This is a genomic window from Psychromonas arctica, assembly GCF_038155225.1.
In the GTDB taxonomy this organism is placed as follows: domain Bacteria; phylum Pseudomonadota; class Gammaproteobacteria; order Enterobacterales; family Psychromonadaceae; genus Psychromonas; species Psychromonas arctica_B.
In genome coordinates, this window is record NZ_JBAKBA010000063.1 from 1 (window position 1) to 14,890 (window position 14,890).

A 14,890-nucleotide genomic window follows, 5' to 3' on the forward strand; every position below is an offset into this window, starting at 1 on the left:
ACACAACTGCACCTCATTAACTTCAGCCTTAAAGAAGTTAAAGGTCAGTAATATTTAACGCTAACTTCGGTTAGACAAAATATTCAACTTTGATTTACAAGCCCTCACTTCGGTGGGGATTTTTTTGTCTATTGTTTGATGAAAGAACATTAAGCCGTTCAGGCCGTGTTGCAGCACTTTATTAGCTACGCAATATTAATTGTGGACAACCAACTTCTATGTATTGAAAAGCTTTAGGCGCAGTTGCACCTCATTAACTTCAGTCTTAAAGAAGTTAATGGTCAGTAATTCTTTAATTAGAAATTGATTTTTAAATTTTAGATTAGAAAATCCTCACTTCGGTGGAGATTTTTTTCTCTGTTTTTTGAACTTTGAATAAGCACTAGTTATTTTTAATGATGGTTTATTGCTTTAGAAAAAATAAATAAGTTATTTATTAAGCTCTATGGTTACTTTGTCATGCCGGTTCTTATTTTGATTTTGGGGCGCTGGCTTTAGCCTGCATTTTTTGTGTGTTTGTGTTGAGAGGATAAAATAAAAGTGAGTCTTAAGGGGGATCCAATTCTTCGATATATCATCTCTAGATTAAAGCTTAATTTTAGAATCGTAAAATTCACTTAACATTGTGTTAGAGCATATCTTATTTAACTAACTCAGCGTAAAATGCGCGCTTTTAATAATATGAATCCCCTTTGGAGCTGTGATGCCTTCTCTTATCGATATACTTGGCTGGACAAGTGTCTTTTTTTACGTCTTTTTAATGGTTTTTAATGGCATGAAAAATGTACGACTTGCTTCGTTCCTTTCTGTTATTAATGATGTCTCGTGGGGAGTGATGATCGGGGTAATGCCTAAGGTTTTATTAAACCTAGTGGTTGGTAGTGTTACTTTATACCGTTACTTGTGCGATTTTACTGATATTTCTCAGAAAATGACGCGTTTAATCTTAGTTGTTATGATTGCTTTCCTATTGTATGCAACGTACTTTTCAGTCAATGATTATCTTGCTAATCCATCGTTAGGGTTGTTATTAACGTGGGCAGACTTTGCCATTATATTAACAGCGCTTAGTTTTAAAAAATTACGCCTCTTTCAATTTTTCATGTGGATATCCGCTTTTGTTGGTGGGTATGCTTATTATTTATTAGGCATCGATCAAATGGTCGTCATTAAACTGATTGTGGCCTGTATTATGTCCCATAAATTATTTATTCATCCATTATTTCCACAGTTAGAAAGCAAGCTGCTTTTCTGGAAAAAATAAGTTTTATTCAAATGAACGCTATTCAACCTAATTTAGCGTCTTTGAGTTGATTTTAATTTTCTGTTTAATGTGGGATGATTAACTTTTTTAAATACTGAGTTTAAATATCATGCGCTTGCTGTTAGCTATCTTCATTTTTATATTTTCATTATTACAATACCATTTATGGTTTGGAAAGAATGGATTACAGGATAATCGAGAATATTCTAAAGAAGTAGAATTGGCGACAGCTGGTAATACAGAATTAACAACACGTAACCAAATGATGTTTTCAGAAATCGACAATCTAAAAACGGGGACGGAAGCAATAGAAGAAAGGGCTCGTAATGAGTTAGGTTTAGTGAAAGAAGGTGAGACCTTTTTCCGTATTGTACCGAAGGAAGATAACTAGATGAGTGAACTTTCTTTTTCTGTTGTTATACCCGCGGCAGGCATCGGCAAACGTGTTGGTGCCGATATCCCTAAACAATATTTAGCTATTTTAGATAAAACCATCATCGAACATAGTATTGCCCCTTTCCTTGCTCATCCTGATATTAAAAAAGTCATTGTTTCTGTCGCTAAAAATGATCAATGGTTTAAAACACTAAGTGTTGCTCAACACCCAAAATTAACCATCGTTGAAGGCGGTAAAGAACGAGTTGATTCAGTGCTTAATGCATTAAAAACATTATCAAATAATGATTATGTTTTAGTGCATGATGCAGCGCGCCCTTGTTTGCAAACAAGTGATATTGATAAATTAATTTCTCATGCGCGGGCGACAGAAACGGGCGCAATGCTAGCGTGTCGTGTACGCGATACAATGAAACGTACCGATCAAGACAATCAAATAGAACATACGGTTGAACGACAAAACTTATGGCATGCACTCACGCCACAAATGTTTAACAATCAACAACTCATTACCGCTATCAGTAATATCGATGAACAACACCTGATTACTGACGAAGCCTCTGCTATTGAACTCGCTGGCGGCTCTGTCACTATAATTGAAGGACGCAGTGATAACTTAAAAGTCACTCAGTCTGAAGATCTGTTATTAGCGGAATTTTACCTATCAAAACTTGGCTCTTGAAACTGAAAGTTTAATGTTTAAAGCTTCATGTTTAAAACTTAGCGCTCAACGTTAGTTATTAAAACTCAAAGTTAGTTATTAAAATTTAGTTATTCAAGTTTAGTTATCAAAGTTTAGTTATCAAAATTAAGGAAACAATATGATCCGTATCGGACATGGTTATGATGTGCATAAATTTGGCGGTGAAGGCCCAATTACCATTGCAGGTATAAAAATTCCTCATGACAAAGGTTTATTAGCGCACTCCGATGGCGATGTTGCTATTCATGCTCTTTGTGATGCAATACTTGGCGCTTTAGCGCTTGGTGATATCGGTCGCCACTTTCCAGATAATGATGAGGCTTTTAAAGGTATTGATAGTCGAGAGTTATTGGTCAATGTATATCGTCAAGCGAAAGAGAAAGGTTACCGCTTAGGTAATGCCGATATTACCATTATTGCGCAAGCCCCTAAAATGGCGCCTTTTATTGGTCAAATGTGTGCTGAATTAACACGTCTGTTAGAGACTGATGAAAACAATATCAATGTTAAAGCGACAACGACCGAAGAGTTAGGTCCTATGGGACGTAAAGAAGGTATTGCAAGTCATGCTGTCGTTATCCTGTTGAAGGAAGGACAATGAGTGACATTCAGCCCGAAAAGAAAATCTATTCGTTAGATTTTAATTATTTGTATGGCAAACCAACCTGTACTGCACGATTTAAACAACATTGTGAAGACTTTAGAGTAGAAGAGCACTTAGACTTTGAATTAACCGGTGAAGGCGAACACGTTTGTTTATGGGTAAAGAAAATAGGTGAAAATACTGACTATTTAGCCAGACAGCTTGCTAAGTTTGCGGGGATTGCTGCTAAGAATGTGAGTTATGCCGGTCTTAAAGATCGTCACGCAGAAACTTACCAATGGTTTTCGCTTTATATTCCAGGAAAAATAACCCCTGACTTCAGTACGTTTGAGTCTGAAGGCGTGACCATTTTAAAAGTGATTCGTCATAATAAAAAACTACGTACTGGCTGCCTTGATGGTAATAAATTTGCCATCGTATTACGTGAAGTATCTGATAAAAATGCCTTACAAATTGCGTTAGATAAAGCACAAAATGGTGTGCCTAACTACTTTGGTAACCAACGCTTTGGCTTTGATGGGCATAATGTTAATGCGGCTTTACAGTTGTTTAACGGTCGAAAAATAAAAGATAGATTCAAACGTGGTATGTACTTAAGTGCAGCACGAAGCTATTTATTTAATCGAGTCATATCTCAGCGTATTAGCGATAATTTACAATCATCTCCGTTGTTAGGTGACTGTGTTCAATTCGTGGCTAATCGTTCTTTTTTCCCTTTACCTGACTTATCTGAACAAACGTTGCAACGTTTAACGGCTGGTGAGGTCTGTTTAACAGCACCATTATGGGGGGCGGGCGAATTAACCTCTATCGATGACGCTAAACAATATGAATTAGATTGCTTAGCAGAGTTTGAAGACTTACAGGCAGGCTTAGCTAAAGAAGGGTTAAAACAAGAACGACGTCCTTTGTTATTAATACCTGAGCAGTTTAGTTATCAATGGCTAGATGATTCGTCAGTGAAAGTTGAATTTTATTTACCGTCAGGTTGCTACGCGACCAGTGTCATACGTGAACTGATCGAGATAAGCGGATGATGTTATTGATTAGCAATGATGATGGCGTAATGGCACCAGGTTTATTGGCATTACAACAGCATCTAAGTCAAATAACAGATGTGCAAACAATGGTGGTCGCGCCTGAAAGAAATCATAGTGGCGCAAGTAATTCTCTGACACTTGAACAACCTTTAAGAAGACAAACCTTAGAGAACGGATTTATATCAATTAACGGTACACCAACAGATTGTGTACATTTAGCGTTATATAAACTCTGTCAAACACCGCCTAAGCTAGTGGTTTCTGGTATTAATGCTGGCGCTAATATGGGCGATGATGTTTTATATTCAGGGACAGTTGCTGCGGCAATGGAAGGGCGCTTCTTAGGGTTGCCAGCAGTCGCAGTTTCGTTGAATGGGACTGAGCATTATGAAAGTGCTGCTCGTTATGCCAAACAACTTGTTGAACGTTTATTAGCGTCACCTTTAGCCCAACATCAAGTGATTAATATTAATGTGCCTGACTTACCTTATGATCAAATTAAAGGGGTAAAAATAACCCGTTTAGGAAAACGTCATCAAGCAGAGTCAGTTATAGAAAGCGTTGATCCAAGAGGTCGAGAAATATTTTGGATTGGGCCTCCTGGCAATATTGCAGATGCAGGCGAAGGAACCGACTTTAATGCTGTTGAACAAGGTTATGTCTCGATAACACCACTTAAAGTGGATTTAACAGCGACGGAACAATTACCTATTTTAGAACAATGGCTAAATGCAACCATTAAACTAAACGATTAAAAAACGGTTAAACAACATAGTTAAACAACTTAATTAACTAACATAATTAACTAACATAGTTAAAAAATTATAGTTAAATACTGCTGTTAAAAAATTTAGACATTTAAAACTATCAAAGAGAAATACTGTGAAAATTTTTGCCCCTTTGTATGAAAAAGTAATGTGCTGGTCAAAGCATAAAAATGCACCATTTTATCTTTACCTTACTGCATTTGTTGAATCTATTTTCTGGCCGATTCCAGTTGATATCATGTTAGCACCGATGGCCTTAGCAAAACGTCACCTCGCTTGGCGCTTTGCATTGGGGGCAACTATCTTTTCTGTATTAGGCGGTGCTGCTGGTTATTATCTTGGTAGTGCTTTATATGATCCTGTGGTGTTACCGTTTATTGAAACGATGGGGTATCAAGGTAAAATGGTTACAGCACAATCATGGTTTATTGAATGGGGAATCATGGTTATTTTCATTGCTAGCTTTACACCGATCCCATTTAAAGTGTTTACTATAACAGCAGGCGTAATGGGGATGGTATTTTGGCCATTTATATTAACCGCATTTATTGGACGTGGTTTACGTTTCTTTTTGGTGGCTGGATTAATGGTATTAGGTGGAGAAAAAATGGAAACTAAATTAAGTCGGTATATCGATGCACTAGGTTGGATGACGATTATTGCTGCTGCTATTTTATATTTCACCTTGAAGCATTAATTTATTGTGAAATATTTATTATTCCTCCCTTTGATTTTCTTAACTGCCTGCTCTTCGCCAGGTGGCCGTGCCCCCGTATCTGATGTTAAATCAAAATCAACTCCTTATGTCGCCAGTGGCAAAAGCATCAAGGAAGGACAAAAAAAATATTTAGTACAAACCGGCGATACACTTTATTCCATCGCATGGCGTGCAGGTGTGAATGTAAATACACTCATAAAACGCAATAACTTAAAAAAACCTTACATAATTAGAAGCGGGCAAGTATTAACGTTACGTAACAGTAGTACTAAAACGACATCAAATCCTAAAATCGCCTCTAATTCACAAGGTCAACAAAAAGAGAGCTCTGAAAGTTGTTTAAATCAAAAATGTAAAAAAAATAACCAATTAGGGGTTGTTAAAGTAAAGCCAAAAGTCTACTCTAAGAATGTTGTTGACAAAAAGGTGACCAAAAAACCGAAAGTGACACAACAAGTGATTCAGAAAAAAACACCTGAAAAGGTAAGTGCAAAAGTAACTGATTGGCAATGGCCAAGCGAAGGTAAGTTAATTAAATCCTTTGCAAGTTCAACTCAGGGAATGAAAGGAATATCTATTTCAAATTCTCGTGGTTCGTCAGTTTATGCTGCTGCTTCAGGTGAAATAGTTTACGCGGGTAGTGGGTTAAGAGGATATGGAAATCTAATCATTATTAAGCATAATTATGATTACCTCAGTGCTTATGCACACAATGACAAACTACTCATAAAAGAAAATGAGCACGTTAAAATAGGACAAAAAATAGCTGTAATGGGGGATAGTGGAACGGATAGCGTTCGTTTACATTTTGACATTCGCTACCGTGGAAAATCTGTTGATCCTTTGCGTTACTTACCAAAGAGGTAATGATGCTATAAATGCAGCGAACTATTAATTCTCTTAAATATCAAGAGATTAATACAGTGCATTTTAATAGTTCATCAAGATTAATCGGTATAAAGGGAGTGTTAACCATGGTAGGAACAGCCTCAATTAAGATAGAAAAACTTAGAACAGATCAATTTAGTAATCATGTCGTTAGTGATGATAACCAACAAGGACTTAAGGTTGTCAAAACAAATACATCTCGAGTCAAAGATGCCGCAGCTGAAAAATATAGTGCTGGCACTGGCCATAAAATTATGGACGCGACTCAACTTTACCTCGGAGAGATTGGTTATACTCCTTTATTAACCGCCCCCGAAGAAATTTATTATGCTCGTCGCTCACAGCGCGGTGATGAAGTTGCTCGTAAACGCATGATAGAAAGTAATTTACGACTCGTTGTTAAAATATCTCGCCGTTATAATAATCGTGGATTATCATTGCTCGACCTAGTCGAAGAAGGTAATTTAGGGTTAATTCGAGCAGTCGAAAAATTTGACCCTGAAAAAGGTTTTCGTTTTTCAACTTACGCAACATGGTGGATACGTCAAACTATTGAACGTGCCATTATGAATCAAAGCCGTACTATACGTTTACCTATTCATATTGTTAAAAAATTAAATATCTACTTACGTACTGCAAGAGACTTAGCACATAAACTCGCACATGAACCAACCCCTGAAGATATTGCAAAAGAATTAGATGTTTCTGCAAAAGAAGTGTCAAAAATTTTAAAATTGAATGAACGTATTAGTTCAGTTGATACGCCGCTTGGTCAAAGTTCAAATACTGAATTATTGGATATCATTCCTGATAGCAATGAATCAACTCCTGAAAACACGCTACAAACCAATAATATGAAGTTACGTATTGTAGACTGGTTGGAAGATTTAAATCCCAAACAGCGTGAGGTCTTAGCAAGACGTTTTGGTTTATTAGGCTATGAAGCAGATACCTTAGAAAATGTAGGTAAAGAAATTGGATTAACACGAGAACGTGTTCGTCAAATTCAAGTTGAAGCATTAAAAGCGCTTCGTGAGGTGTTATCTAAGCAAGGTTTATCGATTGAGTCTTTATTTCAGGCTTAATTAACTTAACGCCTAAAAGTAACGTTTAAAAATAGTTATACCGATTACATTAAATTTATTACCTAAATTTTGGACTGAAAAAACAGTTCATTTCAAGGCGTAAATTGAGCCTGTCGAAGATTAACTTCGTTAATCGTCTATCGGAGAATTAACCAAAAGATGTTAATTCTTTAATGGCTGTTTTAACAAGTAAAATAGATAAGCTATTTATTGTAGTCGGTATTAAACGCGGTCTTTAAAAAATAATAGTTAATATTAAATAAAAACGCATCCATTGGATGCGTTTTCTATTTTTAATGCGTTAGCTTTAGGCCTCAGTTGAGGCCTTTTGAGGATTAACTTCATTAATTGTCTATTTGAGAATTAACTAAAAGAGGTTAATTCTTTGATGGTTGTTCCCTTTCTAAAAACTTATAACGAAAAAATAAGTTATTTTAACAAGTCAAATAGATCTGTTACTTAGTAAGATTAGTATTAGTTCTACTACATCAATTCAGATTGAGAAAAACTAAAGGAAGGATCGATTTCTCTTAGCTCTTTAGCTAATGAAAGTTGCGCTTTAGCATTTTCAATTTCACGCCATTTACGTGGTTTAGCTTTACGCTTTGCTGGGACTGCGTATAAATTATCTATATTCATGTCTACTTCATTCATCTGAGTCTGTTGCATGTTATATCCTTAACTTTACGTTCCAGTGTGTTTGTTACTGTGAATACAATAAAGTTACTATATGACAATTTTATGACATCTGTGTTTTACTTTAATTGTACTTTTTCTACCTAATTAGTCGTAAGGTTAGAAATAATCTTTTGTTCTATGCTTTCTAATCAAACTTTCTATTTTGTCTTTAATGGTGATTTTAAACGTTAGGGGAGAGGTATGTTTATTTTAAATCATAGAGGTTTTACCTTGATAGAGCTCATGATCACGCTTGTTATTTTGGGGATTGTGATTGCTATATCAACCGCATCTTTTCAAAGTTTAATCGCAGATCAAGCTTTGTCTAAGGCAGCTAGTCAGGTTTATTACACACTCCAATTAGCTAAAACAGAAGCAGTTAAACGTAATCAAAAAATTTATGTCCAGTTCTGCCAACAACAATCAGTTTGGAAAATGGGAATGAGTAACTTTTCAGGTTGTGATTGTTTTAGTGCTAATTCATGTCAATTAGATGGCATAGAAAAAGTACAAGATTTAGCTGACGGCGAAAAAATATTTATTGATGAGAACGACATAAGGTTTACAGGTTCTCAAGCATCCTATGGGGCACTGCGTTTTTCTGTAGAAACAGGATCGGTCATATTAACTAATCAAGATAATAAAAGACTGTCAGTGATACAGAGTGCGATGAGGCTAAGAGTCTGCGCTCCGGATGGAGCCTATTTGGGATACAAGCAATGTTAACGTTGACAGCGATGATTAAAATAAGAAGCGAATTAAGAGCTCGGACAATATCTAACACAACAACACATAATGCAACAACCAATATAACCACTAAGCATTTAGCAGCAGGGTTTACCTTTGTTGAAGTATTGATATGCCTAGTATTAGGCTCGCTGCTATTAAGTATGGTTATAGGTCTCTATATCACTAATGTTACCGGTAGTACCAAAACACTTCAAATGTCGCGTTTACGGACTGATCTACAAGCATTAGTGGGGGTAATTGAAAATGATATCCGTCGAGCAGGTTATGGCGGGGATCAATTTATGGTTGGCTTAGACCAAGGGAAAATGGTGGATTCAAGTAATAGTAGCACCCAAAAATGTATCGTTTATTCGTATAACTATAATGATGCAGCAACACGAACCTCATCACATGTAATGGCTTTTCGCTACTCAGCTATAAATGAAAGCATCCAGTTTGGTAGAAGTGTTGATCGACAAGCCAGTAATTGTTCGAACGGAGGTTATTGGGTTAACTTAACCGATCCTGATTTTTTAAAGATAACAGAGTTAAATTTTACAGAAATATCTGATACTAATCCTGATACTCAAGTGACATTACGTAGCATTCAAATCACGATCACCGGCAAACTCGTCGAAAACAGTGAATACAGTTATCAAATAGCAACGCAGATACAGGTACGTAATCGAGAGTTTAACTGAGTATCAGTAAAGTTTAGCTGCACTGTTGATAACGTATTGTATAGGAGTGGTGCACTACGAACTCTGCGAGTCCTGTTTTTAGCTTGCAGGTTTTTGTGTGTGCGTGTTTTCTTTTTAATGAAGATTTTACTGCCATTCAATTTACTTTTTACAATTCAACACAAAAATCCCTACAGACTAAAGCAAGCGTCCCAATAGAAAAGCAATATAAACTCTGTAGGCTAAAGTCAGCACGCTCATAGAAAATCAATACAGTAATCTTGTCTGTTAAAACTAATACACTAATAAAGATTAACCAAATCCATTGAACGATTGTATTTTCACTATAACTTTCAGGTCTTTATATAAAAATTCATCAAGCATCTTTATTAAACTAAATACCATCTTATTATTAAAACCTTATCTTTTTAATACTGATTAATTAATAAAAGTCGATACAATAGCATTATCAACTCACAAGGAAGTCACCGCATTGAACATCGCCGCTAAATCATGGATAACTGCTTATTTTGTTTGCTTCTTTTTTATCTGGGGTATCTTTTTACCTTTTTGGAGCGTTTGGTTAGCAAGCAAAGGGGTTAGTCCAGAACAGATAGGGACCTTATTTTCCTTAGGGTTAGTATTACGCTTTGTCAGTAATATTGGTTTATTACCGCGCTTAAAAACAGCTAAAGGGCCATTGAAGATGGTCTGTTATCTCACCTTTAGTGTGCTCATGTGTCTGTTACTATTGATATATTTTCAAGGTTGGTATGCGTTAGCTGCAGCGACATTATTACTTAACTTTTTATTAGCGCCTATGGTTCCTTTGGGCGATATCATTGGCACGCGTTTAGTTAAACAAATTCAAATTAATTACGGCAAAGTACGGTTATGGGGATCGGTTAGCTTTATTGTTGGTTCTACCTTTGTCGGGTGGACAATCGGTGAGTTTGGCCATGAAAGTATTTTATGGTTAATTATTGTAGCGGTCTTTTTTAACTATTGTTTAAGTCTGATTAAGTTAAACCCGCAACTACAAGAGCAAGCTAAACCTAAGCAACATCATAACAGCAACTTAATGTCGTTAATCAAACAGCCAAAAGTGATTTATTTCATTTTAGTGATGGGATTAATACAAGGTAGTCACGCCGCTTATTATTCCTTTAGCGCTTTGTATTGGACCTCAATGGGGATCTCTGAATTTAATATCGCCTTATTATGGGGGCTGAGTGTCTTTGCTGAAGTGCTATTAATGCGTTTTAACGACAAATTATTCGGCAGTTGGTCAGTTAAACAGATGTGTCTTTTAGCGTTAATTGCTGGGTTAATTCGTTGGGGGGTATTATCACAAACCACTGATATGGCGTTATTGATACTAGTGCAAACATTCCATGCCTTTACTTTTGCATTAGCTCACTTAGCAGCAATGCGTTTTATTGCAATACAGGAAGAACATTTAATGGTTGGTTACCAAACCTTATACTCAAGTGTTGGGTTAGGGTTAGTAATGGCGGTACTTACCTTTATCTCAGGTTGGATATATGCCCCTCAAGAAAGCACCATATTTATATGGATGGCGTGTATTATGTTGCCAGTCTTTTTCTTATTAAAAAAATGGAAATGTGACTAAACATTATCAAACCTTCTTTAAATTCAACCTCTCATTATTCATACATGAGAGGTTGAGCATGAACTTATTAAGCCTTTTACCCTCTAATACCTTGAAATAGACAAATTAACCCCCATTTTATATGTGTATTCATTCTGTTAATTGAGGTCTCTATGTTTGCACGGTTGTTTTTAATTTTTACTGGTGTGTCATTACTAGAAATATTTGTATTAGTTAAAGTTGGTGGTTTTTTAGGTGCGTGGCCTACTATTTTATTAGTGATCATCACAGCGTTAATTGGTTCTGCCTTAGTGCGTAGTCAAGGTTTACAACTAGTACAAAAATTACAAGAACGCATGGCCTTAGGTGAAATGCCTGGGCAACAATTAATTGAAGGGATGATGTTAATTATCACTGGGATATTATTAGTTACCCCTGGCTTTGTGACTGACTTATGTGGTTTGTTATTACTGCAACCGACTATTCGTGCTGGCATTGCTAAATTACTCTTAGCCAATGTGAAATTTGCACCACAATCATCAATGAGTGGTTTTTCTAGCCAAGGTTTCGGCCAAACGGCTCGAAGTGATGATTCAGTGATTGAAGGTGAGTTTGAACATAAGGAAGATAAAAGAATAGATTAAATATTGTGATATCATCTAAATATTTTGTAATAAAAGTGTCATATGGTTTGCGTAATATACGTGCATCGTTTATTAATGCGCTGTTTATTAATACATTAGATTGGCAACTAACATCAGTGCAACATCAAAATAAAAAATAATAATAAAAGGTAAAATGATGAAAATTACTCGTCCTAGTACTTTAAGAGTATTCAAAAAATACCAACCTCGCCAAATTGCAAAATTTGCTAAAGGATTTTTTAATGGCCGTATTTTTATAGCAGGCTTAGGTCGCTTTAGGGTCGTTGATGGAAAAGTTGTTGCCTACAAACATTTAATTGCAGAACAGAAAGTATTAATGGCTGTCAGCGAAATTAATAAAATGGTGTTAGAGCTGTCTCACCCAAAAGTGGTTATTGCATAATCTGTTTGTCGTTTTCATGATTTCTTGGTCATAACTGTCCTTAGTGATAACGGCCCCATTAAGCTTTAATCATTCCTTACTTTTAACTACAATTTTATTTTTTCTCAAATATTAAATATACACCCGTTACCATTCAAGCTAACGACTCAGAGGGTAGCAGTGAAGCTAACCACCTTAGTTGTAAAAGTATCGCTTTAACCCGTTCGGTCTTCCTCTTTCTGCCTAGTACTTCTTCACTTCACCGCTTGATGAATTTTGCACCTTGAATGGTAGCGGGTATAGACCTGCTTATTTATTTTCACTGCGTTAAAGTGAAGACGAGTTGGTTTTTATGTTGGCTGTAAAATTATTTTAATAATTTTTTCTAAACTGACTTGAATCGTACCTTTTTGACCCCATCACATAACCAACTATAAGCAACTTAATCTGTTAACTATCAAAGGAAGTCATAATGTCTATTCGTCCTCTACATGATCGCGTTATTTTAAAGCGTACTGAGAAAGAAACTAAATCTGCTGGTGGTATCGTTTTAACTGGTAGCGCTGCTGAAAAATCAACTCGTGGTGAAGTTATCGCCGTGGGTAAAGGTCGTATTTTGGAAAATGGTGAAGTAAGACCATTAGATGTAAAAGTAGGTGATACTGTTATTTTCAGTGAAGGCTACGGTTTGAAAACAGAAAAAATTGAAGGCGAAGAAGTCCTTATCTTAAGTGAAAATGACATTTTAGCGATTGTTGAATAGTTGACTCATCGCTAACAATTGCTGTTTATTCTCTTGTTTTGAAAACAAAAATTAAAGAAAAGTAAAAGGAAAATATAATGTCTGCTAAAGAAGTTAAATTTGGTAATGATGCTCGAATCAAAATGCTGGATGGCGTAAACATTTTAGCCAATGCTGTACGTGTAACACTAGGTCCTAAAGGCCGTAACGTGGTTATCGACAAAAGCTTTGGTGCTCCTCAAATCACTAAAGATGGTGTGACTGTTGCCAAAGAGATCGAACTTTCTGACAAGTTTGAAAACATGGGCGCACAAATGGTTAAAGAAGTTGCTTCTCAAACTAATGATGCAGCCGGCGACGGAACAACAACCGCAACAGTATTAGCACAATCAATCATCACTGAAGGCCTAAAAGCGGTCGCAGCGGGTATGAACCCAATGGACCTAAAACGTGGTATCGACCAAACAGTTAAAGCAGCTGTTGTTGAATTGAAAAAACTATCGACACCTTGTTCTGATTCTAAAGCAATCACACAAGTAGGAACAATCTCTGCTAACTCTGATGTAGAAATTGGTGAAATCATTGCAACAGCAATGCAAAAAGTAGGTAACGAAGGCGTTATCACTGTTGAAGAAGGCCAAGGCTTAGAAACTGAGCTAGAAGTGGTTGAAGGTATGCAATTCGACCGTGGTTACCTATCTCCTTACTTCATGACCAATCAAGAAGCAGGTACTGTTGAGCTAGATAGCCCATTCATTCTAATCGTTGATAAAAAAATCGGTAACATCCGTGAATTATTACCAACATTAGAAGCAGTGGCTAAAGCATCAAAACCATTATTAATTATTGCTGAAGACGTTGAAGGCGAAGCGCTAGCAACATTAGTTGTTAACAACATGCGTGGTATCGTCAAAGTAGCAGCTGTTAAAGCACCTGGTTTCGGCGATCGTCGTAAAGCAATGCTACAAGATATTGCTATCCTAACGGCTGGTACGGTTATCTCTGAAGAGATTGGTCTAGACCTTGAGAAAGTAACACTTGAAGATCTTGGTCAAGCTAAACGTATCGTTATCAATAAAGACGAAACAACGATCATTGATGGTGCAGGTCAGCAAGATGCTATTTCAGCACGTGTTAGCCAAATCAAACAACAAATCGAAGCGTCTTCATCTGACTACGATAAAGAAAAACTTCAAGAACGTTCTGCTAAATTAGCAGGTGGTGTTGCGGTCATTAAAGTTGGCGCATCAACTGAAGTAGAAATGAAAGAGAAAAAAGATCGTGTTGACGATGCATTACACGCAACACGCGCAGCAGTTGAAGAAGGTGTGGTTGCCGGTGGTGGTGTTGCACTAGTACGTGTTGCTGGTCTATTAAAAGATCTTAAAGGCGACAACGACGACCAAAACGTAGGTATTCGTGTAGCACTACGTGCGATGGAATCTCCGTTACGTCAAATCGTTTCTAACTGTGGTGAAGAAGCATCAGTAGTGGCAAGCAATGTACAAAAAGGCACTGCAAACTACGGTTACAACGCAACAACGGGTGAATACGGCGATATGTTAGAGATGGGTATTCTTGACCCAACTAAAGTAACTCGTAGCGCACTACAGTTTGCAGCGTCAGTAGCAGGCCTAATGATCACAACTGAATGTATGATCACAGATTTGCCAGTAGATGCACCAGCTGCGCCGATGCCTGATATGGGCGGAATGGGTGGCATGATGTAATTCTGACTGCATAAATCGTCTACTTCATCGTTGCTTTACCACTCGTTTAAGAAACACTAAACGTCGCGGATAAAGGGCCTTGAATTAAACAATTTCTGCTATCCAGAATGGCATTGCTGTTTACATTATTTAAAAGCTCACTTCGGTGGGCTTTTTTGTTTTTAAAAGATTGTATAAATCGTCTACTTCATCGTTGCTTTACCACTCGTTTAAGAAACACTAAACGTC

Annotated in this window: 17 protein-coding genes; 16 read left to right on the top strand and 1 reads right to left on the bottom strand. The window is 36.7% G+C overall.

The features are described 5' to 3' along the window. The first annotated feature begins 703 nt into the window (after nucleotides 1–703). From V6255_RS17180 to rpoS, 9 genes are all read left to right on the top strand, one after another. On the top strand, nucleotides 704–1,264 hold the full coding sequence (locus V6255_RS17180) for a phosphopyruvate hydratase (RefSeq protein ID WP_341629244.1): 561 nt from the start codon (nucleotides 704–706) through the stop codon (nucleotides 1,262–1,264). A gap of 109 nt (nucleotides 1,265–1,373) precedes the next feature. Beyond that, nucleotides 1,374–1,655: a cell division protein FtsB gene (ftsB, locus tag V6255_RS17185; RefSeq protein ID WP_025564511.1), complete on the top strand. Its 282-nt coding sequence runs from the start codon at nucleotides 1,374–1,376 to the stop codon at nucleotides 1,653–1,655. Next, complete coding sequence (ispD, locus tag V6255_RS17190; protein WP_341629245.1) at nucleotides 1,656–2,342, top strand: 2-C-methyl-D-erythritol 4-phosphate cytidylyltransferase; 687 nt, start codon at nucleotides 1,656–1,658, stop codon at nucleotides 2,340–2,342. It begins immediately after the preceding gene. 139 nt (nucleotides 2,343–2,481) lie between these two features. Further along, nucleotides 2,482–2,964 (top strand): 2-C-methyl-D-erythritol 2,4-cyclodiphosphate synthase, encoded by a 483-nt coding sequence (gene ispF, locus V6255_RS17195; RefSeq protein ID WP_341629246.1) that lies wholly within the window; start codon nucleotides 2,482–2,484, stop codon nucleotides 2,962–2,964. Then, entirely contained in the window at nucleotides 2,961–4,004 is a 1,044-nt protein-coding gene (truD, locus tag V6255_RS17200; protein ID WP_341629247.1) for a tRNA pseudouridine(13) synthase TruD, read from the top strand. Before ispF ends, truD begins: the two co-directional genes overlap by 4 nt. Then, nucleotides 4,001–4,762, top strand: coding sequence for a 5'/3'-nucleotidase SurE (surE, locus tag V6255_RS17205; protein WP_341629248.1), 762 nt, complete (start codon nucleotides 4,001–4,003; stop codon nucleotides 4,760–4,762). The genes truD and surE overlap by 4 nt, the downstream gene beginning before the upstream one ends. A gap of 127 nt (nucleotides 4,763–4,889) precedes the next feature. Beyond that, a complete protein-coding gene (locus V6255_RS17210) occupies nucleotides 4,890–5,471 on the top strand; it encodes a YqaA family protein (RefSeq protein WP_341629249.1) in 582 nt (193 codons plus the stop codon). A gap of 6 nt (nucleotides 5,472–5,477) precedes the next feature. Beyond that, nucleotides 5,478–6,359 (top strand): peptidoglycan DD-metalloendopeptidase family protein, encoded by an 882-nt coding sequence (locus tag V6255_RS17215; RefSeq protein WP_341629250.1) that lies wholly within the window; start codon nucleotides 5,478–5,480, stop codon nucleotides 6,357–6,359. A 107-nt stretch (nucleotides 6,360–6,466) separates the two neighbouring features. Continuing rightward, nucleotides 6,467–7,465: an RNA polymerase sigma factor RpoS gene (gene rpoS / locus V6255_RS17220; RefSeq protein WP_341629251.1), complete on the top strand. Its 999-nt coding sequence runs from the start codon at nucleotides 6,467–6,469 to the stop codon at nucleotides 7,463–7,465. A gap of 483 nt (nucleotides 7,466–7,948) precedes the next feature. Here the strand turns inward: rpoS and V6255_RS17225 are convergent, their stop codons facing one another. Beyond that, on the bottom strand, nucleotides 7,949–8,134 hold the full coding sequence (locus V6255_RS17225) for a DUF3545 family protein (protein ID WP_341629252.1): 186 nt from the start codon (nucleotides 8,132–8,134) through the stop codon (nucleotides 7,949–7,951). Between the two features lie 210 nt (nucleotides 8,135–8,344). Between V6255_RS17225 and V6255_RS17230 the strand changes: the two genes are divergently transcribed. The 7 genes from V6255_RS17230 to groL all read left to right on the top strand — a co-directional run bounded on the left by V6255_RS17230 (nucleotide 8,345) and on the right by groL (nucleotide 14,662). After that, entirely contained in the window at nucleotides 8,345–8,869 is a 525-nt protein-coding gene (locus V6255_RS17230) for a GspH/FimT family pseudopilin (RefSeq protein ID WP_341629253.1), read from the top strand. Continuing rightward, nucleotides 8,863–9,573, top strand: a complete 711-nt coding sequence (locus V6255_RS17235) for a prepilin-type N-terminal cleavage/methylation domain-containing protein (RefSeq protein ID WP_341629254.1) — start codon at nucleotides 8,863–8,865, stop codon at nucleotides 9,571–9,573. Before V6255_RS17230 ends, V6255_RS17235 begins: the two co-directional genes overlap by 7 nt. Nucleotides 9,574–10,045: 472 nt before the next feature. Next, nucleotides 10,046–11,185, top strand: a complete 1,140-nt coding sequence (locus V6255_RS17240; RefSeq protein ID WP_341629255.1) for a 3-phenylpropionate MFS transporter — start codon at nucleotides 10,046–10,048, stop codon at nucleotides 11,183–11,185. A gap of 152 nt (nucleotides 11,186–11,337) precedes the next feature. Continuing rightward, on the top strand, nucleotides 11,338–11,808 hold the full coding sequence (locus tag V6255_RS17245) for an FxsA family protein (protein WP_341629256.1): 471 nt from the start codon (nucleotides 11,338–11,340) through the stop codon (nucleotides 11,806–11,808). 157 nt (nucleotides 11,809–11,965) lie between these two features. After that, nucleotides 11,966–12,211 carry a DUF1107 family protein gene (locus V6255_RS17250; RefSeq protein ID WP_341629257.1) on the top strand — a complete coding sequence of 82 codons (246 nt, stop codon included), beginning with the start codon at nucleotides 11,966–11,968 and terminating at the stop codon, nucleotides 12,209–12,211. 451 nt (nucleotides 12,212–12,662) lie between these two features. Continuing rightward, nucleotides 12,663–12,953, top strand: a complete 291-nt coding sequence (locus V6255_RS17255) for a co-chaperone GroES (protein ID WP_025565176.1) — start codon at nucleotides 12,663–12,665, stop codon at nucleotides 12,951–12,953. A gap of 77 nt (nucleotides 12,954–13,030) precedes the next feature. Beyond that, the gene (gene groL, locus V6255_RS17260) at nucleotides 13,031–14,662 is read left to right on the top strand and encodes a chaperonin GroEL (RefSeq protein WP_298942964.1); all 1,632 of its coding nucleotides are present in this window, start codon (nucleotides 13,031–13,033) and stop codon (nucleotides 14,660–14,662) included. The last annotated feature ends 228 nt before the right edge of the window (nucleotides 14,663–14,890 follow it).

Bases quoted from the DNA above. Each gene is read 5' to 3' on its own strand.
- ispF (WP_341629246.1), top strand. From the start codon at position 2,482: ATGATCCGTATCGGACATGGTTATGATGTGCATAAATTTGGCGGTGAA.
- rpoS (WP_341629251.1), top strand. From the start codon at position 6,467: ATGGTAGGAACAGCCTCAATTAAGATAGAAAAACTTAGAACAGATCAA.
- V6255_RS17180 (WP_341629244.1), top strand. From the start codon at position 704: ATGCCTTCTCTTATCGATATACTTGGCTGGACAAGTGTCTTTTTTTAC.
- V6255_RS17255 (WP_025565176.1), top strand. From the start codon at position 12,663: ATGTCTATTCGTCCTCTACATGATCGCGTTATTTTAAAGCGTACTGAG.
- V6255_RS17235 (WP_341629254.1), top strand. From the start codon at position 8,863: ATGTTAACGTTGACAGCGATGATTAAAATAAGAAGCGAATTAAGAGCT.
- surE (WP_341629248.1), top strand. From the start codon at position 4,001: ATGATGTTATTGATTAGCAATGATGATGGCGTAATGGCACCAGGTTTA.
- V6255_RS17225 (WP_341629252.1), bottom strand. From the start codon at position 8,134: ATGCAACAGACTCAGATGAATGAAGTAGACATGAATATAGATAATTTA.
- ispD (WP_341629245.1), top strand. From the start codon at position 1,656: ATGAGTGAACTTTCTTTTTCTGTTGTTATACCCGCGGCAGGCATCGGC.
- V6255_RS17230 (WP_341629253.1), top strand. From the start codon at position 8,345: ATGTTTATTTTAAATCATAGAGGTTTTACCTTGATAGAGCTCATGATC.
- groL (WP_298942964.1), top strand. From the start codon at position 13,031: ATGTCTGCTAAAGAAGTTAAATTTGGTAATGATGCTCGAATCAAAATG.
- V6255_RS17250 (WP_341629257.1), top strand. From the start codon at position 11,966: ATGAAAATTACTCGTCCTAGTACTTTAAGAGTATTCAAAAAATACCAA.
- V6255_RS17245 (WP_341629256.1), top strand. From the start codon at position 11,338: ATGTTTGCACGGTTGTTTTTAATTTTTACTGGTGTGTCATTACTAGAA.
- ftsB (WP_025564511.1), top strand. From the start codon at position 1,374: ATGCGCTTGCTGTTAGCTATCTTCATTTTTATATTTTCATTATTACAA.
- truD (WP_341629247.1), top strand. From the start codon at position 2,961: ATGAGTGACATTCAGCCCGAAAAGAAAATCTATTCGTTAGATTTTAAT.